A 22,532-nucleotide genomic window follows, 5' to 3' on the forward strand; every position below is an offset into this window, starting at 1 on the left:
GGGGTCACAGCGCTCGGCGTAGCTCCCTGACCAAATCGCCGCGCTCCCCCACGATCACCTCGGATAAGCCCAGCCACGACGCCATACTCCGCAGCTCGACCGCCATGGCCTGTGCCACTCGCGACGTGGCCTGCCCTGGTTCAGCGAACGCGCCTACTGCGTGCAGCGCGTCCTGGCTGCGTTCTGCCTTGAGGTCGACGCGTCCCACCAGCTCGCCATCGAGCAGGAACGGCCACACGTAATAGCCGTACTGCCGTTTGGGCGCTGGGACGTAGATCTCGATGCGGTAGTGAAAATTCCACAGCCGCTCAACCCGAGGCCGGAAAAAGACCAGCGGGTCAAACGGGCACAGCAGCGCGGTGCCGCGGCCGGTGCGCGGTACGGTCTGTCCGGCGCGCAGATAGCCTGGTGCAGTCCAGTTTTCGACGTCGACGGGCTCAAGCTCGCCGTCGGCGACCAGTTTGGCGATGGCGGGTTTGGCCTGCCCGGCCGCCAGCCGGAAATAGTCCCTGATATCCGCCTCGGTGGCCACGCCCAGCGCAGTCGCCGCCCGCAGCGTGAGCTCGCGGACCGCCTCGTCGTCATCGACCTCACGTGAGAGCACCTCAGGCGGCAGTACCCGCTCGGTCAGGTCATAGTGCCGCGCGAAGCCGACGCGGGTGGAGGTGGTCAGCACCCCGGCCGCGAACAACGCCTCGGCCACCCATTTGGTATCGCTGCGATCCCACCAGGGACCCTTGCGGCCCCGCTGTTCAGTGGCCAGATGCGCCTCGATCTGGCCGGCGGTGCTGGGCCCCAACTCGGTCACCGCGGCCACTACATCATCGAGCAGCCGGGGATTCTTCTTGACGATCTCGGTGCCCCACCGGCCGCCCTGGTATTCGCGCATCCGCCACCGCAGCAGCGGCCAGTCCTCGACGGCCATCAGCGCGGCCTCATGGGCCCAGTACTCGACGAGCAGGCGCGGCGCTTTCGCGCTGTGACTCCACGCCGCGCGCTCCAGGACGTCACGGTCATAGGGCCCCAGCCGGCTGAACACCGGCGCGTAATGCGCCCGCACCGCCACCGATACCGAGTCCAGCTGCAACACCTGAATACGCGAGATCAGCCGGCGCAGATGCGAGCGGTTCACCACACCCTGCGGTTTGGCCTCGGCGAATCCTTGGGCGGCGACCGCGACGCGGCGGGCCTGGTCGGCAGTGAGCTTCACGACCGTGTGTAGGTGTAGAACCGGTAGCGCAGCCCTGAGGTGCTGTCCTGCCAGTCACCTTCCGCGCCCGCCCACGCCTCGTCGAGAACCGGCGCCAGCGCGTCGTCGTCCTCCCTACGCAGGTCGATATCGACCTCGGTGACCTCACATCGGGTGGCAAGCGGCAGCGCCAGCCCGTAAATCTGTGAGCCGCCGATCACCCATGCGTCATCCAGCGGAGCATCCTCCAGCGAGGAAACCACTTCTGCACCGTCAGCCATGTAGTCAGCTTGCCGGGTGACTACGACATTTCTGCGGCCCGGCAGCGGACGGAATTTCGCCGGTAGAGATTCCCAGGTCAGGCGGCCCATGATCACCGTGTGTCCCATGGTGATGTCCTTGAATCGCGCCATGTCCTCAGGCAGGCGCCAGGGAATTCCGTTATCGCGGCCGATGATCCCCGAGGTGGACTGGGCCCAGATCAGGCCTAGCGTCATATCGCAACCGGGGCTTTGATGCCGGGGTGCGGATCGTAATTCTTGATCTCGATATCGTCGAAAGTGTAATCGAAGATCGAACCACGTTGGGCCAGAGCAAGTTCCGGATAGGGCCTGGGTTCACGGCTGAGCTGAAGGCGAACCTGGTCGACGTGGTTGTCGTAGATGTGACAGTCCCCGCCGGTCCAGACGAACTCCCCGACCGCCAACCCGGCCTGGGCGGCCATCATGTGCGTCAGCAGTGCGTAGCTGGCGATGTTGAACGGCACCCCGAGGAACAGATCCGCGCTGCGCTGATACAGCTGGCAGCTCAACCGGCCGTCGGCCACATAGAACTGGAAGAACGCATGACACGGCGGCAAGGCCATCTGCGGAATCTCACCGACGTTCCAGGCCGAGACGATGTTGCGGCGGGAGTCCGGGTCGGAGGTCAGCAGCTCGAGGGCAGCACTGATCTGATCGATGTGTTCGCCCGACGGTGTCGGCCAGGACCGCCACTGCACGCCATATACCGGTCCCAGATCGCCTGTCGCGCTGGCCCATTCGTCCCAGATGGTGACACCGTGCTCTTGGAGCCAGCGGACGTTGGAGTCGCCGCGCAGAAACCACAGCAACTCATAGACCACCGATTTGAGGTGCACTTTCTTGGTGGTGATCAACGGGAATCCGGCTGCCAGGTCATAGCGCAGCTGATGGCCGAACAGGCTGCGGGTCCCAGTACCGGTCCGATCGGATTTGGGCGTACCAGTGTCGAGCACCAGTCGCAGCAGATCCTCATACGGCGTCGGAATTGGCACAGCGATCGGCACGCGGCCAGCTTACGTGCACAGCCGAGGAGTAGAACGGATGCCATGCCGACTATTGCCGACACCGTGACCACGCCCGACGGCACCTGCCCTGTCACCGTAAGCACGCCCGATGGCGACGGGCCGTGGCCCGGTGTGGTGATGTACCCCGACGCCGGCGGTGTGCGGGACACCTTCGCCGCAATGGCAGCCGAGCTGGCCGGTTACGGCTATGCCGTGCTGGTGCCTGACGTCTATTACCGCAGCGGCGAATGGACCCCGTTCGACATGGAGACGGTCTTCACCGACGAGGGTGAACGCAAGCGCCTGTTCTCGATGATCGCCGGTGTCACGACGGACGCCATGGCCAGCGACGGGAAGGCGTTCTTCGACTATCTACAGTCCCGGCCCGAGGTGAGCGGCACCGCGTTCGGCACCACCGGCTACTGCATGGGCGGGCGCACCTCGATGGTGCTGGCCGGCCGCGTTCCCGAGCGGGTCGCAGCGGCCATGTCGTTCCATGGCGGTGGCCTGGTCACTGATGACGACAGCAGCCCGCATCTGCGCGCCGACGCGATCCAGGCTGCGGTGTACGTCGGCGGCGCCGAGAACGATCAATCCTTCACCCCAGAACATGCCGACGTCTTCGATAAAGCACTCACCGCGGCCGGCGTCGAGCACACCATCGAAATTTATCCGGCCGCCCATGGTTTCGCGGTTCCCGATAACGGCCCGTATGACGAAGCAGCGGCCCGGCGGCACTGGGATGCGATGAGGGATTTCTTCGGAACGCACCTCACCTGAGAACATAGGCGCATGTATGACCAGGCCAGCGCCGCCGAACCCGACCACTCTGAGAGTGGATCACGCATCGATCCGGTCCTCGCCCGCAGCTGGCTGCTGGTCAACGGAGCCCAGGCGGATCGTTTCGCGCCTGCGGTGCACTCCCGCGCCGATATCGTCGTCCTCGATATCGAAGATGCGGTTGCCCCGAAGGACAAGGTCGCTGCCCGCAACAACGTGACACAGTGGCTCGCCGCCGGAAACAGCGAGTGGGTGCGTATCAACGGTTTCGGCACCCAGTGGTGGGCTGATGACCTCGACGCGTTGGCCGGCACCTCTGTCGACGGGGTGATGCTGGCGATGGCCGAATCGGTCGACCACGTGACTGAGACGGCCAAACGGTTGCCGGGAGTGCCGATCGTGGCATTGGTCGAGACCGCACGCGGCCTGGAGCGCATCACCGAGATCGCTGCGGCCAAGGGCACCTTCCGGCTGGCCTTCGGGATCGGTGACTTCCGCCGCGACACCGGTTTCGGGGATAACCCGGCCACCCTGGCCTACGCCCGGTCACGGTTCACCATCGCCGCCAAGGCAGCGCATCTGCCGAGCGCGATCGACGGACCCACCATCGGTTCCAGCGCACTCAAGCTCATCGAGGCCAGCGCGGTCTCCGTCGAATTCGGGATGACCGGCAAGATCTGCCTGACGCCGGATCAGTGCCCCGCCGTCAATGAGGGGCTTTCCCCATCCCAGGACGAAATCACCTGGGCCAGAGAATTTTTCGTCGAGTTTGAACGTGACGGCGGTGAGATTCGCAACGGATCAGATCTGCCCCGCATCGCACGAGCCAACAAGATTCTCGATCTGGCGCGGGCCTACGGTATCGAAACGTCGACGTTCGAGGTCGACCCGGTACATGTGCCGGCCCCGTCGGACACCTACCACTACTAACTTTTTTCTTCGGACTCTTCGCCCTTGATCAACGTTCGGATCGCCCGGAAGACACCGCGCCCCGCGTAGATGCCCGCGACGATCGACAGCAGGATCATCGCGATGAACATCAGTTCCCAGTTGGACCTGCTGTGGCTGACGTTCCACCAGACGATGGTGAACAGGATGGCGCAGATGAAGACGACGATGTCGCGCCAGTTGCCGCGGTAGGACTGCGCGACCTCGAGCATCGTCCGGTTCTTGTCGACGGCGGCGACGATATCGTCGATCCGGATATCGATCACCCGCTGCAGTTCGGCGCGACGCTCGGTATCTTCCACCGGAATGCGCTCGAGCAGGTCCATATCCTGCTTGATCAGGCCGCGGACGTCGGGACCGCGCAGATTTCCCGCGACCAGCCCCAGCAGTGCCCCACCAGCCAGTGGCGCCGCGCCAAGCGCGATCTCGGCGATACCGGGCATGATCCCTCCCCTACTTGTTGCCGTCGACCCTAGACCGTAGCGTGTCGACGATGGCGCTCCTGAACAACTGCGCCCGGGCGGCGTTGGCTGTCGCCGGGTTCTTGTCGGCGAGCGGCGTAGGCGCGGCCGGGGTTGCACACGCCTCGCCACCGCCGCCGAACCCCAACCTCACCGGGCAGGTCGTGTACCTGGTCAACAACTCTTCTGCCGAGTTGATGTTCGGCGGGGTGGAGCGCTCCGCCAATATCGCCAGCCAGAGCGACTCGGTACTGCCAGGCGAAACGGGTTACGTGAAAAGTACTTCCGCGGATGCGGAACCCAGCGTGATGTACGTGATCGGCGACCTGCTCACTCCTGCGCAGAGTGTCTACATCACCAGCAATCTCGACGACGACGGCACCTGGCTGACCATCTGCCACCCCAGCGGGGGCCTGGCCTGTACGGTCTCTGCGCCTGTGCAACAAGGGAATTGGCCGGTGGCGGTGGCGGTGGAAGATCGGGTCGGCTAGCCCGTCATCAGTTGTGCGGCGACCGTGGCGCCCAGTTCCCAGCACGATTCGAGGTCACTTTTACTGGGCTTTCCCGACACCACCACGTAGGCAGCGGCTTTGGCCCAACCCAATCCGGTGGTGATCGTCGTGACACCGCGCTGCGCGCCTTCGGTGCCCTCGTTGCCGTGCAGATAGAGACCGAACGGCCTGCCACGCGTCGCGTCCAGGCACGGGTAATAGCAGACATCGAACGCATGCTTGAGGGCGCCGCTCATGTACCCGAGATTCGCGGGGGTGCCGAGCAGGTAGCCGTCCGCTTCGAGCATCTCCGCGGGAGAGACCGTGAGCGCGGGGCGCCGCACCACCTCAACGCCTTCGATATCGGGGGCGGTGGCGCCGGCGAGCACCGCCTCGAACATCTCCTGCGTGGCAGGCGACGGGGTGTGATGCACGATCAGCAGCCGGCTCATCGACCCTCCTGCAGCGCAACCGCCTTGCGCATGGTCTCGCGCGCCCGACTGCGGTCGCCGGCATAGTCGTAGGCCCGCGCCAGGCGGTACCAGCGCACCCAGTTATCGGGATCGTTGTCGAGTTCGGTGCGCACCGTGTCGAACAGCGCATCGGCGGCATCCCGCTGGATCCGGCCCGACGCGCGCCGCGGCAGGGCGCTGACATCGAGTTCCATCCCCTCGTCGGCGGCCAGGCGGGCCAGCCGTTGATGGGCGAAACCCGCCCGCAACGTCGCCACCATCGCCCACAGCCCGATGAACGGCAGGATCAGCACCGCCACGCCCAGTCCGATCGCGGCGCCCTCCCCCGAGGTGATCATGATCATCGCCGCCCGGCCCAACAGGATGAAATAGCCGATCATCGCCGCACACATCAGGCCGATCAGCAGTTGAACCCGGATTGCCTTCATTGCAAATCGAGAAGCGGCTCGATGCCTACCGTCAGTCCAGGCCGTTCGGCCACCCGACGCACCCCGAGCAAGACCCCAGGCACAAATGACGTCCGGTCCAGGCTGTCGTGTCGGATGGTCAACGTCTCCCCCTCGGTGCCGAACAGCACCTCCTGGTGGGCAACGAGCCCGGCCAGGCGCACCGAGTGCACCGGAATCCCGTCGACGTCGGCGCCGCGCGCCCCCTCGATACCGGTACTGGTGGCATCGGGGTTGGGCGGCAGATCTTTTCGCGCCTCGGCGATGAGTCGCGCCGTTCGTGCCGCAGTACCCGACGGGGCATCGGCCTTCTGCGGATGGTGCAGTTCGATGATTTCCACCGATTCGAAAAACCTGGCGGCCTGTTTGGCGAACTGCATGGACAACACCGCACCGATGGCGAAATTCGGGGCGATCAGCACGGCAACATCCGGCTTGTCGGCCAGCCACGCCCGCACCTGGGCCAGCCGCTCGTCGGTGAAGCCCGTGGTGCCGACCACAGCGTGAATACCGTTGTCGATCAAGAACTTCAGGTTGTCCATCACCACCGACGGGTGGGTGAAATCGATGACGACCTCGGTCTTGGATTCGGTGAGCTGACCCAGGTCGTCGCCCGCGTCGACCTGCGCGGACAGGGTGAGATCGTCGGCGGCCTGCACCGCCGCGACCATGGTCTGACCGACCTTGCCTTTGGCACCAAGTACTGCAACTCGCATTGGTGCAGCTTAGTCGGGTGGTTCGCGGCCTCAGCCGCCCCCGCACCCACCGCCACAGCCTCCGCCACCGCAGCTGGACCCACTGCAGCCGCCACCGCCGTCACTGCCGCCGAGTCCGACTGCGCCCGCCGTCCCGGCCGCCCACAACTTGCGGCGCTCCTCGGCGCGCTTCTCAGCACGCCTGTCGGTTCGATTGGCCCACCACGCAGCCACCACGATGGCCACCAAAATGATCGCGATCACGATGCCGACTACGGCAAAACCAGAGCCCCCACTCATGGCGCAAGGATACGCCGCTTTGTGATCGCGGCATAGAGTGAACACCGTGTGGCGCCGGGGCCGGGACGGGTTTGATGAGGTGTCTGCCGCGGTGGCGGACCTCGAACTTCCTGCGGCCGTGTTCAAGACGTGTCCGTGGCAACCGCGCGCGCTTATCGAGACGGGGTTGCGACAGTGGCTTCGATGCTGCGCGCCTGCGCTACGTGACCGCCAAGTGATCGGGATGCCATCGCGCGCAGTCGACGAAGCATGGCACGGCTTAATCCTCTGTACTGCAAGGTATTCCGAGTTCTGCCAGGCGGCCTATGGGCAGTTTCTGCACCATCACCCGGACGGAGGCGAGCCTGCCGACCATGCCGGTGACTCTGCCGACGCGCAGTTGGGCCGCACCGTCGTCGCCTGGTCGTTGGTCGCGCAGCCCGGCGAACGTTGTGCCCTCTGGGATCTCGACTCCCAGGTGGGCGTAGAACATCCGTGGGGTGTCGATGCTGAGCGGGTCGCGGCAATCGAAGCCGCCGTCCGGGCCGGCAGTCAAGGCCAACCTCGCATTCGGGTTCGGTGAGCCTATGGTCACGGTGCCTGCGTTCGTATGGCGATTCGGCTTCCTCGACCGGGCGGTGACCATGGGCCTCGGCTTCGCCCTTCCCCTGGCTGCATTGGCCTGGATAGATTCCGGGGTATGGTTCGCGGCGATCATCGTCGTGGTCATCCTGGTGCCCTGCTACGGATTCTGGATGGCTCGCCGGATGTCCAGGTTCTGGCCGGAAGCCGTGCGGTTGAGCAGCGAGGACCGCGTCGCGGTCGCCCAGACCGCCAGGCGCGGTGAAGCCCTCGATGAGTCGCGGCTGGCACAACCAGTCATCGAGTACAGCCGCGGACTGCACGCCAGCGCTGAGAAGGCCGTCCCGTTCCGTTGGCTGGTGTGGTTGGTACTGACCGTCGGTGTGGGTGTGGCCTTGTGGGACAACGTGTTCGGCACGGCTGGCAACGGAATTGCGTCAAGCCTCTACGTGCTCCTGCTCCTGCTTGAGCTGTTCTGGTGGCCCAGGCAACAGCGACAGTTGTTGGCCAACGCCGATCGCGCCGCGGTCCTCGCTCACGACGCGCTGCTGACAAGCGGCCCCTAGCCGCCCAATCTCCCCACAATCTCCACGCAGTCTCCAAGCAGCAGGATGCCTGAAATCCGAAGCTGGAGACATGAAGAAATCGGCAATCAAAGGCCCGGTGCTCACCCTTGGTGCAGCCGCCGCGCTGGGAATCACACTGTTCTCGATCAACGTCGCCAAGGAGCAGGATCCGGCGACGCCACCGGCCCCTGCCGCGGTGGTGGCTGTTTCCACACCCAAGCCCCCGCCCACCACCGCGGTCGCGCCACGCCTGACGCCATTTCCGGCAAAAGCCAAGTATCACAGCGATATTCCCACCAAGAAGGGCACTCTCACCGTCGATATCACGATCGACGGCGCCAAGGCCACGGCCTACGTCTGCGATAACCACGGCATCGAGGAATGGCTGGCGGGCAGTGCGGTCGACGGCTCGGTGTCGGCGATGAGCGCAGACGGCAAGAGCCGCCTCACCGGCAGGAATCAGAGCGGTACCGTGGTCGGGAACGTCTCTGTCGGCGACACCCAGTGGGCTTTCACGGCTCCCGTGGTGACGGGATACGACGATGTCTGAGCCCACGGTTTTGTTTCGTAGCCAATCGAATTCATCGGCGGGGGCGGCGGTGTTGCTCACCGTGGTGATCGGCGCACTGGTAGCCGTGGCGCTCGGGGTGTTCGGCAAGATGCACGACCCGCAGTTCTTTGCCATCAATATCGCCGGATTCTCCTCCGGGACCGCGGTCAAGACGTGGTTGGCCACCGTCTCCGTGGCCTTGGCGGTGTTCCAACTCGTCTCCGCCTTCGCCATGTATCGGCTGATTCCTGGCGGCCGGGCGCCGGCGTGGATCGGCCCCGCGCATGTCTGGTCAGGGCGGCTCGCGGTGCTCGTGAGCATCCCGGTCGCGGTGCACTGCCTCTACGCGCTCGGCTTCGGATCCTCCGACAGTCGCGTGTTGTTCCATTCTCTGTTCGGTTGCCTGTTCTACGGGGTGTTTGTCACCAAGATGCTGCTGCTGACCCGAAAAGGGCTACCCAGCTGGGCAATCCCGGTTGCGGGTGGCTTGCTGTTCTTCGGCCTGGTCTACGTCTGGCTGACCTCCGCGCTGTGGTTCTTCCAGACCAGCGGAATCACGTTCTAGGGAAAGAGTTCACCTCATGAGCAACGAAGAACTTCTGATCTCGCGCAAGACCATCATCGCCCACGCCGGAGTCGGGCTCACTGCCGTCGCCCTGAGCGCGTGCACGACCTACGGGAAAAAGCCCGCTGGGGCGTCCGCGCCGGCATCTGCTCCGACAACGGACGGACCGGCCCCCGCCGTCGCCAGAACGGCCGAGGTGCCCGTCGGTTCGGGGGTGATCGTCGGCGACGTCGTCGTGACCCAACCATCGGCAGGCGTCTTCATGGGGTTCTCCGCGGTATGCACCCACGCAGGCTGCACCGTCGCCAAAATCGCCGACGGCACCATCGACTGCCCGTGCCACGGCAGCAAGTTCAACCTGGACGGCACCGTCGCGAAGGGTCCGGCGTCGCGCCCGCTTGAGTCCAAAAGTATTTCAGTACAGGGCGATTCGATAGTACTGGGGTGACCGCTCACAACGGTGACGCGCCCCGCAGATGCTCGAAGATCAACGATGTCTGCGTGCCGGCGATATCGGCGTCGGCATTCAAGTTCTCCACGACGAAGGCCCGCAGATCTTCGGTGTCACGCGCGGCCACATGCAGGATGAAATCGTCGCCACCTGCCAGGAAGTAGACATCCATCACCTGTGGCTTGCGCCGGATCTGGGCAATGAAACTGCGGATCTTGCCACGGGCGTTGGACTGCAGCCTCACCGAGATCATCGCCTGCATTGACAGCCCGATCGCCGCGGGGTCGATATCGGCGTAAAAACCTCGGATCACCCCGAGGTCCTGCAGGCGGCGCAGCCTGCCGTGGCAGGTCGATGCCGCGATCCCAACCATATCGGCCAGGGCGCTATTGGAGATACGGGCGTCACTGTGCAGGATCGTCAGAATCCGGCGATCGGCGTCATCGAGCTCCGCCGCCCGAACATCCTTCGACGCAGCCGGGATACTCGCCATCAATCCCGTTGATTCTTCGCTCATATCGCAATCTTAGCGAATTATCGTCAAACATATTGCGGCTGCACCGAAACTTCTTCACACTTTATGCAACTTACACCCAATATCTAGGAGCGATCATGCGTGTCGGCGTCCCGACCGAGATCAAGAACAACGAGTTTCGGGTGGCCATCACCCCGGCCGGCGTCGCGGAACTGACCCGTCGCGGTCACGATGTGGTCATCCAGGCCGGTGCAGGAGATGGCTCCGCCATCTCCGATCGTGACTACAAAGCCGCCGGTGCCGAGATCGTCAACACCGCCGACGAAGTCTGGTCCACCGCAGACCTGTTACTGAAGGTCAAAGAGCCTATCGCCGAAGAGTATTCGCGCATGCGCACTGGCCAGACTCTGTTCACCTATTTGCACCTGGCTGCGTCGCAGCCCTGCACGGACGCCTTGCTTGCCTCGGGCACCACATCGATCGCGTATGAAACCGTCCAGACCGCGGACGGCGCGCTTCCTCTGCTCGCCCCAATGAGTGAGGTCGCAGGCCGGCTTGCATCTCAGGTCGGCGCGTACCACCTGATGCGCACCCACGGCGGACGCGGCGTCCTCATGGGTGGCGTCCCCGGTGTTGCACCCGCGAAGGTCGTCGTCATCGGCGGCGGGATGGCCGGCGACAACGCCGCCGCCGTCGCCAAGGGCATGGGCGCGCACGTCACGGTCTTCGACCTGAACGTCAACACCCTGCGCAAGATCGACGCCGAGTACGGCGGCAGCATCGAGACCCGCTACTCGTCGACACTGGAGCTGGAGGATGCCGTCAAACAGGCCGACCTGGTGATCGGCGCTGTGCTCGTACCCGGCGCCAAGGCCCCCAAGCTGGTCACCAACGCGACTGTGGCGCAAATGAAGTCGGGCGCGGTGCTGGTCGACATCGCCATCGATCAGGGCGGCTGCTTCGAGGATTCCCGTCCCACCACCCACGACGATCCGACCTTCGCCGTGCATGACACCGTGTTCTACTGCGTGGCGAATATGCCTGGCGCGGTGCCACGCACGTCGACCTTCGCGCTCACCAATGCCACCATGCCCTACGTCCTCAGGCTGGCCGATAAGGGCTGGCGCGCGGCATGCCAGGCCGACCCGGCACTGGCCAAGGGCCTGTCCACCCACGAGGGCGCGCTGCTGTCGGAGCAGGTGGCCGCCGACCTCGCGATGCCGTTCACCGATCCGGCATCGATCCTCTGACCTGCCCTGATACGCCAGCGCCCGGTACGTCTCACCATACTTGACACGTGTCAAGTATGGTGAGACGTGTGAAACTGAGTGACGTTCTTCCGGACGCGCCCACCACGACCGCCGGCGCACTGGCCGTATTCGACGCCGCTCCCGCCGTCGAAGCGGAGTCCATGATCGGCGTGTGGCACGGTGCTGAACTGCCGACCGCGCATCGGTTGGACGGTCTCCTGGCGGCCAGCGGCTGGTGGGGTAAGCAGTTCATCGACGCAGAGACCGTGCACCCGCTGCTGTTTCCCACCAGCGACACCACCGCACTGTGGGCGCTCAATCCCGCGCTGGCCTTCGGCGGTCTCGGTGTGGCGGCCAAAATCCCCGTGATCAAGGACTGGTCCTTCGAGCGTCCGATCGCCGCACTTCGGCCTCTGCTGGGGACCCGGCGTCCCAAGGCGCGGCTGCGCACCACCCGCTACCGCGGAGTGGACACCGCAACCATGATCTACGACCAGCTACCGGTCAACGATGTCTTCCGCCGACTGGACGACGACACCGTGATCGGTGCGATGGATCTACGCGGCTCGTCAAGGCCCTACTTCTTCGTCCTGACCCGCGATGACTCGGTGCGGGTGGTCTAGTCCCGACCGGTCAGCCACGGCAGCGCCGGTGCTGCCGTGGTGATGTCAGCGCCCCGCGAGCTCGCTGACGATCACCGCGGCCGGCCGAGCCGTTGCCAGGTTGAAAGCCGTTCCCGCCCAGAGGTTTGTGCCATGCGGATCGCCAGCGGCCACCGCGGCCTTGCGCATCGGGGATGTCATCTGGTTCACCTCGGGGTACCCGAACGGGGCGATGCCATCGAAGCGTCTGGTGAAATCGTTTTCCAACCCGCGGGCATAGCGACCCGAGAATGCCCGGGTGATCACGGTGTCGGTGAATTCAGAACTGTTCAGAGCGGCCCGGTGCGCGGCATTGGTACCCGCCTCATCGGCCAGCAGCAGGGCCGTGCCGATCTGTGCCGCGACGGCCCCCTGGGTCAGGACGGCACTGACATCGTCGGCACTACCCAGACCGCCTGCGGCGATGACAGGCAACCCACGGCCAGCAGCAACCTGCAGCGTCGCGGCCAGCAGATCCTGCAATGACTCACGGGCAGGGTCGACACCGGGATCGAAGGTACCGCGATGCCCACCGGCCTTCGGGCCCTGCGCGATCAGCCCGTCCGCCCCGGCGCCGACGGCAATCTGCGCTTCGGTCAGCGTGGTGACGGTGACCAGGGTCAGGATGCCCAGCTCGCGGAATCGTTGCAGGACTGTGGGTTCGGGGCAAGCAAAGGTGAAGGACACCACCTCGGGCCCGATATCGGCCACTACGTCCAGCTTCGCGCCCCAGCCGTCATCATCGGAGTGCGGATGGCCCAACTCGGCGCCGTAATGCTCGGCCAGCGGCTGCAGCTGCGCCCCGTAGCGCGCCAACTCCTCGGCGACGGCCAGGCTCGGCCCCGGAGCAAACAGATTGACGCCCAATGGCCCGGAAGTGGCGGTACGGGCCCCGCCGATATCGGCGGCGAAGCGTTCGGCGCTCAGATAGCCTGCGGCCAGAAAACCCAGCCCGCCCGCATTGCTGACCGCGGCCGCCAAATTCGGCGTACTCGGCCCCCCGGCCATCGGCGCACCGACGATGGGAAGTGCCAGATCGCGGAGGTCGAATGCCATGAGGCCTACTTCGTAATGGTCTGAAGGGGTTGGGGCAGTTTACGTTTCGATGAATACGGGCCCAGCACCGCGGCGCCGTAGGACCGTGTCAGCAACTTGCGTGCGACAGCGTTGACCTCGTCGAGGGTGACCGCGTCGATCTGCGCAAGTGTGCGCTCCAGGCTGCGGTGTTCGCCGTAGTTGAGCTCACTGCGCCCGATGCGGTTCATCCGCGAGCCGGAGTCTTCAAGCCCGAGCACCAGACCACCCCGCAACGAACCCTTGCCGATCCGGCATTCGTCCTCGGTGATCCCGTCGCGCGCCACCGCCTCCAGCACATCGGTGGTCACCGCGACGACCTCACTGAAACGCTCGGGCAGACACGCGGCGTACACCGAGAAGGCACCGCTGTCGGAGAAGGTGTCCATCGTCGAGTACACCGAGTAGGCCAGCCCACGGGCTTCCCGAATCTGTTGGAAGAGACGGGAACTGAGTCCACCACCGAGCGCGGAGTTGAGCACCGACAACGCCCAACGGTGCTGCCAGTGGCGGCCGGGGGCCCGCACACCGAGCAGCATGTGGGTCTGCTCGCCGTCGCGATTGACCAGTTCCAGCACCGGATCGCCGCCGACGCGGCCGGTCCCTTTACGGGGCCGCTGGGGCTTCAGACCGCGCACCAGCCGCTTGCCGAAGTGCTCCCGCACCAGCGCGACGACCTCGTCGTGGTCAATGTTGCCTGCGACCGCAACCACCATGCGCTCCGGCGTGTACCGGCGCTGATGGAACGAGTGCAGTTGGGTGCGCGTCATCGCCTCGATGGATTCGACGCTGCCGATCACGGGGCGACCGACTGGGTGTTCGCCGAACATCGCCGAGAGGAACACATCGCCAAGGGTGTCCTCGGGATCGTCATCGCGCATCGCGATCTCTTCGAGGACTACATCACGTTCGACTTCGACATCCTCGACGGCGCAGCGCCCGTTGAGCACCACATCGGCGACCAGATCGACGGCCAGCGCCAGATCGTTGTCGAGCACGTATGCGTAATAGCAGGTGTGCTCTTTGGCGGTGAACGCGTTGAGCTCACCACCGACGGCATCGACAGACCGCGCGATATCAACCGCACTGCGCGTCGGCGTCGACTTGAACAGTAGGTGTTCGAGGAAATGCGCGGCGCCGGCCACCGTCGGGCCTTCGTCGCGCGATCCCACACCAACCCAGACGCCCACCGACGCCGAGCGCACCGATGGAACGAACTCGGTGACGATGCGTAAACCCCCCGGCAGGGTGGTGCGGCGGACGCCGGATTGCTCCTGCGTCGCCGACACCGCCCTGCCGCGGGTGTAGTTGTTACGCGTCAGCGGTCGCGGCCTCGGCTGGGGCTGCCTCGGGCGACGTGCCCTCGGCGGCCTCGGGCGAAGGTGCGGCTGCGTCGGCTGCCTCATCCTCGGCTACGAGGATCAGCGAGATCTTGCCGCGGTTGTCGATATCGGCGATCTCGACGCGCAGCTTGTCGCCGACCTTGGCGACGTCCTCGACCTTGGCGATCCGCTTGCCGCGGCCGAGCTTGCTGATGTGCACCAGCCCGTCACGACCGGGCAGCAAGGAAACGAAGGCTCCAAAGTCAGTGGTTTTCACCACCGTGCCGAGGAACCGCTCGCCGACCTTGGGCAGCTGCGGGTTGGCGATCGCGTTGATCATGTCGATCGCGGCCTGAGCCGACAGTCCGTCGGTCGCGCCGACGAACACCGTGCCGTCGTCCTCGATGGAGATCGAGGCGCCGGTCTGCTCGGTGATCGAGTTGATCATCTTGCCCTTGGGCCCGATGACCTCGCCGATCTTGTCGACGGGCACCTTGATGGCCGTGACGCGTGGAGCGTAGGGGCTCATCTCGTCGGGGGCGTCGATGGCCTCGGCCATCACCTCGAGGATGGTGATCCGGGCGTCCTTGGCCTGCGCCAGTGCGCCTGCCAGCACCTTCGACGGGATGCCGTCGAGCTTGGTGTCGAGCTGCAGTGCGGTGACGAAGTCCTTCGTGCCTGCGCACTTGAAGTCCATGTCGCCGAAGGCATCTTCGGCACCGAGGATGTCGGTCAGGGTGACGTAACGGGTTTCCCCATCTACCTCATCGGAGACCAGGCCCATCGCGATGCCCGCGACCGGCGCCTTCAGCGGCACACCGGCGTTGAGCAGCGACAGCGTCGACGCGCACACCGAGCCCATCGACGTCGAGCCGTTGGAGCTCAGCGCCTCGGAAACCTGGCGGATGGCGTACGGGAACTCCTCGACGCTCGGCAGCACCGGCATCAGGGCGCGCTCAGCAAGCGCGCCGTGGCCGATTTCGCGCCGCTTGGGCGACCCGACCCGACCGGTCTCACCGGTCGAATACGGCGGGAAGTTGTAGTGGTGCATGTAGCGCTTGGACTTTTCCGGTCCCAGCGAGTCGATCTGCTGAGCCATCTTGACCATGTCGAGAGTGGTGACACCCATGATCTGGGTCTCGCCGCGCTCGAACAGCGCGCTGCCGTGCGCCCGCGGGATGATGGCCACCTCAGCGGACAGCGCGCGGATATCGGTGATACCGCGGCCGTCGATGCGGAAGTGGTCGGTCAGGATGCGCTGGCGCACCAGCTTCTTGGTCAGCGACCGGTAAGCGGCGCCGATCTCCTTCTCGCGACCTGCGTACGTCTCGCCGAGACGCTCGAGCACCTCGCCCTTGATCTCGTTGGTGCGGTCGTCGCGCTCGGCCTTACCGGAAATCTGCAGGGCCTTGGACAGCTCCTCGGTCGCCACTGAGGCCACCGAGTAGTAGACGTCGTCCTGATAATCCGGGAACAGCGGGTAGTCGGCGACGGGCTTGGCAGCCTTGTCGGCCAGCGCCTGCTGCGCATCGCACAATGCGGCGATGAACGGCTTGGCGGCTTCGAGGCCTTCGGCGACGACACTCTCGGTCGGCGCACCGGCGCCGGCCTCGATCAGCGCGATGACGTTATCGGTGGCCTCGGCCTCGACCATCATGATCGCGACGTCATCGCCCGCCTTGCGGCCGGCGACGACCATGTCGAAGACAGCACCTTCGAGCTGCTCGACGGTGGGGAACGCAACCCACTGGCCTGCTTTGTTTTCAGGAGTGGAGATGAGCGCGACGCGGACGCCGCCGATGGGACCGGAGAACGGCAGACCCGATATCTGGGTGGACGCCGATGCGGCGTTGATCGCCACTACGTCGTACAGATCCTTGGGGTCCAGGCTCAGGACGGTGACGACGACCTGGATCTCGTTACGCAGGCCGGAGACGAACGTCGGGCGCAGCGGCCGGTCGATCAGGCGGCAGGTCAGGATCGCGTCCGTGGAGGGGCGGCCTTCACGGCGGAAGAACGATCCCGGGATGCGCCCTGCGGCGTACATCCGCTCCTCGACGTCGATCGTCAAGGGGAAGAAGTCGAAATGATCTTTGGGGGTCTTGCTGGCGGTGGTCGCGCTCAGCAGCATGGTCTCGTCGTCGAGGTAGGCGACGACGGCTCCAGCGGCCTGCTGGGCCAACCGGCCGGTCTCGAAACGGATGGTGCGGGTGCCGAAGCTCCCGTTGTCAATGACGGCGGTCGATTCGAACACGCCTTCGTCGATTTCAGCTACAGACATAGATGTCCGCGATGCCTCTCTAGATTCACTCTTCAGCTGTTTCGCGTCGTCACGCGCAAACCAAAGGGATCCATCAAAGCGGCTACGGCCGTCGATCGAAGCGGCCGACCCACCCTGGTGGGGCCCGGCAGCCACTACCGAAGACCGCCCACGATGAGGCCATCTCCCCGGAAATGCGGGTGACGCGCTGGAACGGCCGCGCAGGTATGCTCGAACCGCACCAATACGTTCGAGCCGATCCGGCTCAGAACAGCCCTACTGTACACCGAGGGTTCGGCAATCCCGTCATTAGGGGAGGTCACGCCACGTTTTCGACGCACACCGTGAACTGGCGTTCGTCGTAGGCATAGCCGAGACCGCTGGCGCATTGATCAACGCTGGCCACCCCCTTCAACACCTGGGTGGCGCGTTGCCGATTGGGCTTGCTGGAGTCGCTGCAGTCCACCCGGAACGGGTCGGCGTCGTTCTCGGGATCAACGCTCATACAGCTGCCAACCACCCAGTCGACGTCCATACAGACCACCGATGTGGTGTCGCTGAATGAGCTGCGCTGCGAATAGTACGAATCCACGTCAGTGGGACACTGCTCGCTGTCGGTGACGGCGGCCGCCACCTTGAAATTGGACTCCGAGCTACCGCAGGCCACCTTGCTCGCCTCCGGCCGGTCGACGGTGCCGCCGACTTTCAGACAGTCACCCACTTGAAGATCTGCTGCGCCGGCGCTGCCGAGAACCCCGGCACACCCGGTGACACCGCCGAGGACCAAGACAACGACCGCGGCGATACCGGCGAAAGACCACGCCGCGGGCGGGGGCATCGCGGTGCTCAGGTCAGCGGTGGTCGGGTCAGCGACGCAGGCCCAGGCGCTCGATCAACGAGCGGTAGCGCGCCACGTCGACCTGTGCGACGTACTTCAGCAAGCGACGACGACGACCAACGAGCAGCAGCAGTCCGCGCCGCGAGTGGTGATCGTGCTTGTGCAGCTTGAGGTGCTCCGTCAGATCCGAGATGCGCTTGGTCAGCATTGCGACCTGGGCCTCTGGCGAACCGGTATCGGTGTCATGCAGACCGTACGAGGTCAGGATCTCTTTTTTCTGCTCGGTGGTAAGCGCCACGAATTCACTCCATCAATCGGTCCGCGAACAAAAGGCTCTCCACAAAGAAAACCGACGCGGCCACCGCGAACTGCAGCACGCGTCTTTCGAGACCAAATGGTATCAGTGCAGGCCGCCGAGCTGAAATCACAGCCCGACCCGGGCCTACTGCGCGCTCAGAATCCCGCGAGCCTTCTCGGTATCGCGTTCCATGGCTGTCACCAGGTCCTCGATCTTCGCGAACTTCTCCTGCCCCCGGATCCGCGCAACGAAATCGACCGCGACGTGCTGGCCGTACAGGTCCGCGGCGGTGTCGAGGACAAAGGCCTCCACTGTCCGGGTGCGCCCCGAGAAGGTCGGATTGGTGCCGACGGAGACCGCCGCCTGATAGCGCTCACCGGGGATGACTGTGCCCATCACCGGCCCGTGCCCGAGCACCGTGAACCAGGCGGCGTAGACCCCGTCCGCCGGGATCGCCGAATACATCGGTGGCGCCACGTTGGCCGTCGGAAAACCCAGCACCTTGCCCCTGCCATCGCCGCGCACCACGACCCCCTCGACGCGGTGCGGTCGGCCCAACGCCTCGGCGGCGGCCACCACGTCACCGGCGTCGACACAGGAGCGGATATAGGTCGAGGAGAACGTGACTGTTTCGGAGTGGTGATGTTCGGCGACCAGCGACATCGCCTCGACGGCGAAGCCGAATCTCTCGCCGGCCTTGCGCAGCATCGCCACGTTACCGGCCGCTTTCTTGCCGAAGGTGAAGTTCTCCCCGACCACCACCTCGACGACGTGCAGGTTCTCCACCAGCAGCTCGTGGATGTAGCGCTCCGGGGTCAGCTTCATGAAGTCGGTGGTGAACGGCATCACCAGGAACACGTCGACGCCGAGTTCCTCGGCCAGCTCTGCGCGCCTGGTCAGCGTGGTCAGTTGTGCGGGGTGGCTACCGGGAAAGACCACTTCCATCGGATGCGGGTCGAAGGTCATCAGAACCGTCGGGATACCGCGTGATCGGCCCGCCTTCACGGCGCCCGCGATCAATTCGGCATGTCCGCGGTGCACACCGTCGAACACGCCGATGGTGAGTACGCATCTGCCCCAGTCCGTGGGGATCTCGTCCTGCCCCCGCCACCGCTGCACGGGGCCCAGCGTACGGTGCCGCCGCACCGCGAGCGGCGTGAGATCCCCGGATCAGGTGACGATTGCCTAAACTTTGGTTCGTGAGTCCTGATGACGGCCCCGACGTCGGAGTACACGATCTGTCGACGGTGGCACAGGACTACCTGAAAACCATCTGGACTGCCCAGGAATGGTCCCTGGAAAAGGTCAGCACGAAGATGCTTGCCGAGCGCATCGGCGTCTCGGCCAGCACCGCGTCGGAGTCGATCCGCAAACTGGCGGATCAAGGCCTGGTCGACCACGCGAAATACGGTGCGGTCACACTCACCGAACGCGGCCGGCGTGCCGCCATTTCCGTCGTCCGCAGGCACCGATTGCTGGAGACCTACCTGGTTCGCGAGCTCGGCTACAGCTGGGACGAGGTGCATGACGAGGCCGAGGTGCTCGAGCATGCCGTCTCCGATCTGATGATGGAGCGAATCGACGCCAAGCTGGGTTACCCGCAGCGTGATCCGCACGGCGACCCGATCCCCGACCTCGACGGACAGGTGCCGACTCCCCCGGCTCAACAGCTGTCGGTGTGCAGTGACGGCGACCACGGTGCGGTGGCCAGGATCAGCGATTCCGATCCGGAGATGTTGCGGTACTTCGACGATGTGGGCATTGCGCTGGATTCGCATCTGACGGTGCTGGCCCGACGGGATTTCGCGGGCACCGTATCGGTTTCCCTCGGCGACGGTCACGCCGGCGATGAACCCAGGACGGTCGAGCTGGGTAGCCCTGCGGCGCAGGCGATCTGGATCGTCCCCTGCGGTTAGCCGCCTAGAGCGTCGCCGGACGCACGTGCCCGATGGTGCGCCGCTCTCCTCCTCAGCTCGTCCCTCACTGCATCGTCGCCGGACGCACGTGCCCGATGGTGCGCCGCTCTCCTCCTCAGCTCGTCCCTCACTGCATCGTCGCCGGACGCACGACCACCACTGACTTCGTCCGCGACTTTTCGTCCTCCAGCAGTGCCATCACCCGGCCTTCCGGGTCGACCGCCGCATAGATACCGTCGATACCGCCCGGAGCCAATGCCCTGCCGTGGCTTGCGGACAGCGCGTCCTCGGCGCTGATCTCCCGGCGGGGAAAGGCCAGCAGGCACGCCTCATCAAGGGAGTAGCTGAGCGCCGGGGCATCGGTGAGAACATCGAGCGTGCGGGCCTGATCGAGACCGAACTGCCCAACTCGGCTGCGCCGCAATGCCGTCAGATGCCCGCCCACCGCCAAGGCGATACCGATATCGCGGGCCAGCGCGCGGATGTAGGTGCCCGACGAACAATCGACCACGACGTCGATATCGACGAGGCCGTTCGCACGGCGGATCGCACCGACGTCGAACCGGTCGATGCGCACCGCGCGGGCCTTCAGCTCGACGGTTTCGCCGTCGCGGGCCAGCTGATATGCGCGTTTGCCGCCGATTTTGATGGCACTGACCGTCGACGGCGTCTGCTGGATATCGCCACGCAGGTCTGCGACCGCGGCTTCGATTGCCTCATCGGTGACATCATCGGCTGAAACCTGTTCGAGCAGTTCACCTTCGGCATCATCAGTGGAAGTGGACTGGCCAAGCCGGATGGTGGCCGCATAGGTTTTCGAGGTGCCCGCGATCAGACCCAGGATCTTGGTCGCGCGCTCGATACCGATCACCAACACCCCGGTCGCCATCGGGTCGAGCGTGCCGGCGTGGCCCACTTTGCGGGTACCGAAGATGCGCCGGCAGCGACCTACGACGTCATGGCTGGTCATGCCGTCGGGCTTGTCGACCACCACGATGCCCGCGTCGGGGGGCACACTCACAGCACGATCGCCGTCAGCACCAGGCCGTCGGCCGTTGACCACCGACCCGCCAGCGTCGCCAATGGGGCGCCGTGCTCGGCCGCCGGATCGATCAGAATCTTCGACTGGAAACTGCCGGTCGTGCCGGATCCGTCCACCTCAAACGTGATGTGGGCATCCTCGAATCCGAGCCAACGGTGCGTCAGCGGGAACCATGCCTTATACGTTGCCTCTTTGGCGCAGAACAGGATTCGATCCCAGTGCAGTGCCGCGGGCAACCTGCTGATCACCTCACGTTCGGCGGGCAGGCTGATCGCGTCGAGCACGCCCTTGGGCAGCACACCGTGCGGTTCTGCGTCGATACCCACCGACCGCACCTGGGTGCGCCTGCCCACGACGGCACCGCGGTAACCCTCGCAGTGCGTCAGGCTGCCGACGACTCCGTCCGGCCAGCACGGTTCACCCTTATCGCCCTTGAGGATCGGAACGGGTGGCACGCCGAGGTCAGCCAGCGCCAACCGCGCACAGTAGCGCACGGTGATGAATTCGTTGCGGCGCTTGGCAACCGACTTCGCGATCAACGGTTCTTCCTCGGGCAGCGGCGCCAGATCCGGCGGATCGTGGTAGATCTCTGCTGCCGAGACCGACTCGGGCAACACTGCGGTGAGCAATCTGTTCATGACCGCCTACTGCGCAGCCGGGCCTGGAACTTTTCCGACTCGGCCCGCATCTCCGGGGTGACGACGAAATGGCCGCCAAAATCGTTGAGGTAGCCCGGCGCGTACTGCGGATCGGGCAGCACCTGACGCAGCCAGCGATAAGGCTTGCGGCGCTTCCATTCCCGTGGATAGCCCACCGAAACCTCCTCGAACCGCACCCCGTCGTACCAGGTGGTGCGCGGAATGTGGAGGTGCCCGTAGACCGAACATATGGCGTTGTAGCGGGTGTGCCAGTCGGCGGTCTCCACTGTGCCGCACCACAGCGCGAACTCGGGGTAGAACAGCACATCGCAAGGGTCACGCACCAGCGGGAAGTGATTCACCAACACCGTTGGCGTCATCCAGTCCAGGCTCTCCAGCCGTTTTCGGGTCGAAGCCAATCGATCCCGGCACCAGGCCTCTTTGGTGGCGTACGGCTCACTGGAGAGCAGGAATTCGTCGGTGGCGACGACATTGCGCTCCCTGGCGATGGCCAAGCCTTCGTTCTTGGTGGTCGCCCCCTCGGGCAGGAACGTGTAGTCATACAGCAGAAACAGCGGCACGATGGTCGCCGGCCCACCCTCGTCGGTCCACACCGGAAACGGATGCTCGGGGGTGATGACGCCCATCTCGTCGCACATGTTGACCAGGTAGTCGTAGCGCGAGCGGCCGAAGATTTGCGCAGGGTCTTTCGCGGTGGTCCACAGTTCGTGGTTGCCGGGCACCCAGATCACCTTGGCGAAACGCTTCCGCAGCAGATCCAAGGACCATCTGATGTCATCGGTGCGTTCGGCGACATCCCCCGCGACGATCAGCCAGTCATCGGGTGACGACGGATAGAGCGACTCGGTGATCGGCTTGTTCCCGGTGTGTCCGGTGTGCAGATCGCTGACCGCCCACAGGGTGGGCCGCGAACCGCGCTGAGTTTCATGGGTGGCCACGACGGTTAAGCGTACTGAAGTAACAATCGGTCACGAC

Annotated in this window: 29 protein-coding genes; 11 read left to right on the forward strand and 18 right to left on the reverse strand. The window is 65.1% G+C overall.

Annotated elements, in window-relative coordinates:
• Positions 1 to 4: 4 nt before the first annotated feature.
• From ADBZ9O_RS22405 to ADBZ9O_RS22415, 3 genes are read right to left on the reverse strand one after another with little or no spacing between them, the layout of a single operon-like run.
• Positions 5 to 1,210, reverse strand: a complete 1,206-nt coding sequence (locus ADBZ9O_RS22405) for a winged helix-turn-helix domain-containing protein (protein WP_526525108.1) — start codon at positions 1,208 to 1,210, stop codon at positions 5 to 7.
• A complete protein-coding gene (locus ADBZ9O_RS22410) occupies positions 1,207 to 1,686 on the reverse strand; it encodes a dihydrofolate reductase (protein WP_526525109.1) in 480 nt (159 codons plus the stop codon). The genes ADBZ9O_RS22405 and ADBZ9O_RS22410 overlap by 4 nt, the downstream gene beginning before the upstream one ends.
• Positions 1,683 to 2,483: a thymidylate synthase gene (locus ADBZ9O_RS22415; protein ID WP_526533386.1), complete on the reverse strand. Its 801-nt coding sequence runs from the start codon at positions 2,481 to 2,483 to the stop codon at positions 1,683 to 1,685. The genes ADBZ9O_RS22410 and ADBZ9O_RS22415 overlap by 4 nt, the downstream gene beginning before the upstream one ends.
• Positions 2,484 to 2,537: 54 nt before the next feature.
• On the opposite strand from ADBZ9O_RS22415, the gene ADBZ9O_RS22420 reads away from it, so the two are divergent.
• Positions 2,538 to 3,275, forward strand: a complete 738-nt coding sequence (locus ADBZ9O_RS22420; RefSeq protein WP_526525110.1) for a dienelactone hydrolase family protein — start codon at positions 2,538 to 2,540, stop codon at positions 3,273 to 3,275.
• A 12-nt stretch (positions 3,276 to 3,287) separates the two neighbouring features.
• A complete protein-coding gene (locus tag ADBZ9O_RS22425) occupies positions 3,288 to 4,205 on the forward strand; it encodes an HpcH/HpaI aldolase/citrate lyase family protein (protein ID WP_526525111.1) in 918 nt (305 codons plus the stop codon).
• Here ADBZ9O_RS22425 and ADBZ9O_RS22430 read toward each other — a convergent pair.
• Positions 4,202 to 4,666: a hypothetical protein gene (locus ADBZ9O_RS22430; RefSeq protein WP_526525112.1), complete on the reverse strand. Its 465-nt coding sequence runs from the start codon at positions 4,664 to 4,666 to the stop codon at positions 4,202 to 4,204. The genes ADBZ9O_RS22425 and ADBZ9O_RS22430 overlap by 4 nt on opposite strands.
• A 50-nt stretch (positions 4,667 to 4,716) precedes the next feature.
• Between ADBZ9O_RS22430 and ADBZ9O_RS22435 the strand changes: the two genes are divergently transcribed.
• Positions 4,717 to 5,175 (forward strand): hypothetical protein, encoded by a 459-nt coding sequence (locus ADBZ9O_RS22435; RefSeq protein ID WP_526525113.1) that lies wholly within the window; start codon positions 4,717 to 4,719, stop codon positions 5,173 to 5,175.
• Here the strand turns inward: ADBZ9O_RS22435 and ADBZ9O_RS22440 are convergent.
• Genes ADBZ9O_RS22440 through ADBZ9O_RS22455 form a run of 4 tightly spaced genes read right to left on the reverse strand, consistent with a single transcriptional unit; the run spans position 5,172 to position 7,089 of the window.
• Entirely contained in the window at positions 5,172 to 5,627 is a 456-nt protein-coding gene (locus tag ADBZ9O_RS22440; protein ID WP_526525114.1) for a flavodoxin family protein, read from the reverse strand. The two genes, ADBZ9O_RS22435 and ADBZ9O_RS22440, sit on opposite strands and share 4 nt — an antisense overlap.
• A complete protein-coding gene (locus tag ADBZ9O_RS22445; protein WP_526525115.1) occupies positions 5,624 to 6,076 on the reverse strand; it encodes a hypothetical protein in 453 nt (150 codons plus the stop codon). The genes ADBZ9O_RS22440 and ADBZ9O_RS22445 overlap by 4 nt, the downstream gene beginning before the upstream one ends.
• A complete protein-coding gene (dapB, locus tag ADBZ9O_RS22450; protein WP_526525116.1) occupies positions 6,073 to 6,810 on the reverse strand; it encodes a 4-hydroxy-tetrahydrodipicolinate reductase in 738 nt (245 codons plus the stop codon). Before dapB ends, ADBZ9O_RS22445 begins: the two co-directional genes overlap by 4 nt.
• Positions 6,811 to 6,840: 30 nt before the next feature.
• Positions 6,841 to 7,089, reverse strand: coding sequence for a hypothetical protein (locus ADBZ9O_RS22455; protein ID WP_526525117.1), 249 nt, complete (start codon positions 7,087 to 7,089; stop codon positions 6,841 to 6,843).
• A 37-nt stretch (positions 7,090 to 7,126) separates the two neighbouring features.
• On the opposite strand from ADBZ9O_RS22455, the gene ADBZ9O_RS22460 reads away from it, so the two are divergent.
• From ADBZ9O_RS22460 to ADBZ9O_RS22480, 5 genes are all read left to right on the forward strand, one after another.
• Positions 7,127 to 7,651, forward strand: a complete 525-nt coding sequence (locus tag ADBZ9O_RS22460; protein ID WP_526525118.1) for a UCP032817 domain-containing protein — start codon at positions 7,127 to 7,129, stop codon at positions 7,649 to 7,651.
• A 4-nt stretch (positions 7,652 to 7,655) separates the two neighbouring features.
• Positions 7,656 to 8,216 (forward strand): hypothetical protein, encoded by a 561-nt coding sequence (locus ADBZ9O_RS22465; protein WP_526525119.1) that lies wholly within the window; start codon positions 7,656 to 7,658, stop codon positions 8,214 to 8,216.
• 70 nt (positions 8,217 to 8,286) lie between these two features.
• Positions 8,287 to 8,766, forward strand: a complete 480-nt coding sequence (locus tag ADBZ9O_RS22470; RefSeq protein WP_526525120.1) for a hypothetical protein — start codon at positions 8,287 to 8,289, stop codon at positions 8,764 to 8,766.
• On the forward strand, positions 8,759 to 9,331 hold the full coding sequence (locus ADBZ9O_RS22475) for a DUF6529 family protein (protein ID WP_526525121.1): 573 nt from the start codon (positions 8,759 to 8,761) through the stop codon (positions 9,329 to 9,331). The genes ADBZ9O_RS22470 and ADBZ9O_RS22475 overlap by 8 nt, the downstream gene beginning before the upstream one ends.
• Positions 9,332 to 9,347: 16 nt before the next feature.
• Positions 9,348 to 9,779, forward strand: a complete 432-nt coding sequence (locus ADBZ9O_RS22480) for a QcrA and Rieske domain-containing protein (protein ID WP_526525122.1) — start codon at positions 9,348 to 9,350, stop codon at positions 9,777 to 9,779.
• Positions 9,780 to 9,783: 4 nt separating this feature from the next.
• Here the strand turns inward: ADBZ9O_RS22480 and aldR are convergent, their stop codons facing one another.
• Positions 9,784 to 10,299, reverse strand: a complete 516-nt coding sequence (gene aldR / locus ADBZ9O_RS22485) for an HTH-type transcriptional regulator AldR (protein ID WP_526525123.1) — start codon at positions 10,297 to 10,299, stop codon at positions 9,784 to 9,786.
• A gap of 95 nt (positions 10,300 to 10,394) precedes the next feature.
• Between aldR and ald the strand changes: the two genes are divergently transcribed.
• Both ald and ADBZ9O_RS22495 read left to right on the forward strand, forming a co-directional pair.
• Positions 10,395 to 11,507 carry an alanine dehydrogenase gene (gene ald / locus ADBZ9O_RS22490; protein ID WP_526525124.1) on the forward strand — a complete coding sequence of 371 codons (1,113 nt, stop codon included), beginning with the start codon at positions 10,395 to 10,397 and terminating at the stop codon, positions 11,505 to 11,507.
• A 56-nt stretch (positions 11,508 to 11,563) separates the two neighbouring features.
• Positions 11,564 to 12,130, forward strand: a complete 567-nt coding sequence (locus ADBZ9O_RS22495) for a DUF4334 domain-containing protein (RefSeq protein ID WP_526525125.1) — start codon at positions 11,564 to 11,566, stop codon at positions 12,128 to 12,130.
• Positions 12,131 to 12,175: 45 nt separating this feature from the next.
• Here the strand turns inward: ADBZ9O_RS22495 and ADBZ9O_RS22500 are convergent, their stop codons facing one another.
• From ADBZ9O_RS22500 to ADBZ9O_RS22525, 6 genes are all read right to left on the reverse strand, one after another.
• Positions 12,176 to 13,204, reverse strand: a complete 1,029-nt coding sequence (locus ADBZ9O_RS22500; protein WP_526525126.1) for a nitronate monooxygenase — start codon at positions 13,202 to 13,204, stop codon at positions 12,176 to 12,178.
• 5 nt (positions 13,205 to 13,209) lie between these two features.
• Positions 13,210 to 14,511, reverse strand: coding sequence for a M16 family metallopeptidase (locus ADBZ9O_RS22505; protein WP_526525127.1), 1,302 nt, complete (start codon positions 14,509 to 14,511; stop codon positions 13,210 to 13,212).
• Positions 14,512 to 14,533: 22 nt separating this feature from the next.
• Entirely contained in the window at positions 14,534 to 16,825 is a 2,292-nt protein-coding gene (locus ADBZ9O_RS22510) for a polyribonucleotide nucleotidyltransferase (protein ID WP_526525128.1), read from the reverse strand.
• 298 nt (positions 16,826 to 17,123) lie between these two features.
• On the reverse strand, positions 17,124 to 17,642 hold the full coding sequence (gene lppU / locus ADBZ9O_RS22515; RefSeq protein WP_526525129.1) for an LppU family putative lipoprotein: 519 nt from the start codon (positions 17,640 to 17,642) through the stop codon (positions 17,124 to 17,126).
• Between the two features lie 28 nt (positions 17,643 to 17,670).
• The gene (gene rpsO, locus ADBZ9O_RS22520) at positions 17,671 to 17,940 is read right to left on the reverse strand and encodes a 30S ribosomal protein S15 (protein WP_526525130.1); all 270 of its coding nucleotides are present in this window, start codon (positions 17,938 to 17,940) and stop codon (positions 17,671 to 17,673) included.
• Positions 17,941 to 18,084: 144 nt separating this feature from the next.
• Positions 18,085 to 19,059 (reverse strand): bifunctional riboflavin kinase/FAD synthetase, encoded by a 975-nt coding sequence (locus ADBZ9O_RS22525; protein ID WP_526525131.1) that lies wholly within the window; start codon positions 19,057 to 19,059, stop codon positions 18,085 to 18,087.
• Between the two features lie 80 nt (positions 19,060 to 19,139).
• Between ADBZ9O_RS22525 and mntR the strand changes: the two genes are divergently transcribed.
• Positions 19,140 to 19,856 (forward strand): manganese-binding transcriptional regulator MntR, encoded by a 717-nt coding sequence (gene mntR / locus ADBZ9O_RS22530; protein WP_526525132.1) that lies wholly within the window; start codon positions 19,140 to 19,142, stop codon positions 19,854 to 19,856.
• Positions 19,857 to 19,983: 127 nt separating this feature from the next.
• On the opposite strand, the gene truB is transcribed toward mntR, so the two are convergent.
• The 3 genes from truB to pptH are packed head-to-tail and all read right to left on the reverse strand — an operon-like array spanning position 19,984 to position 22,495.
• Positions 19,984 to 20,826 carry a tRNA pseudouridine(55) synthase TruB gene (gene truB, locus ADBZ9O_RS22535; protein ID WP_526533388.1) on the reverse strand — a complete coding sequence of 281 codons (843 nt, stop codon included), beginning with the start codon at positions 20,824 to 20,826 and terminating at the stop codon, positions 19,984 to 19,986.
• 47 nt (positions 20,827 to 20,873) lie between these two features.
• Positions 20,874 to 21,536, reverse strand: a complete 663-nt coding sequence (pptT, locus tag ADBZ9O_RS22540) for a 4'-phosphopantetheinyl transferase PptT (protein ID WP_526525133.1) — start codon at positions 21,534 to 21,536, stop codon at positions 20,874 to 20,876.
• Positions 21,533 to 22,495, reverse strand: a complete 963-nt coding sequence (gene pptH, locus ADBZ9O_RS22545) for an ACP phosphodiesterase PptH (RefSeq protein WP_526525134.1) — start codon at positions 22,493 to 22,495, stop codon at positions 21,533 to 21,535. Before pptH ends, pptT begins: the two co-directional genes overlap by 4 nt.
• Between the last annotated feature and the right edge of the window lie 37 nt (positions 22,496 to 22,532).

It is taken from the genome of Mycobacterium sp., assembly GCF_965229105.1.
GTDB lineage: Bacteria > Actinomycetota > Actinomycetes > Mycobacteriales > Mycobacteriaceae > Mycobacterium.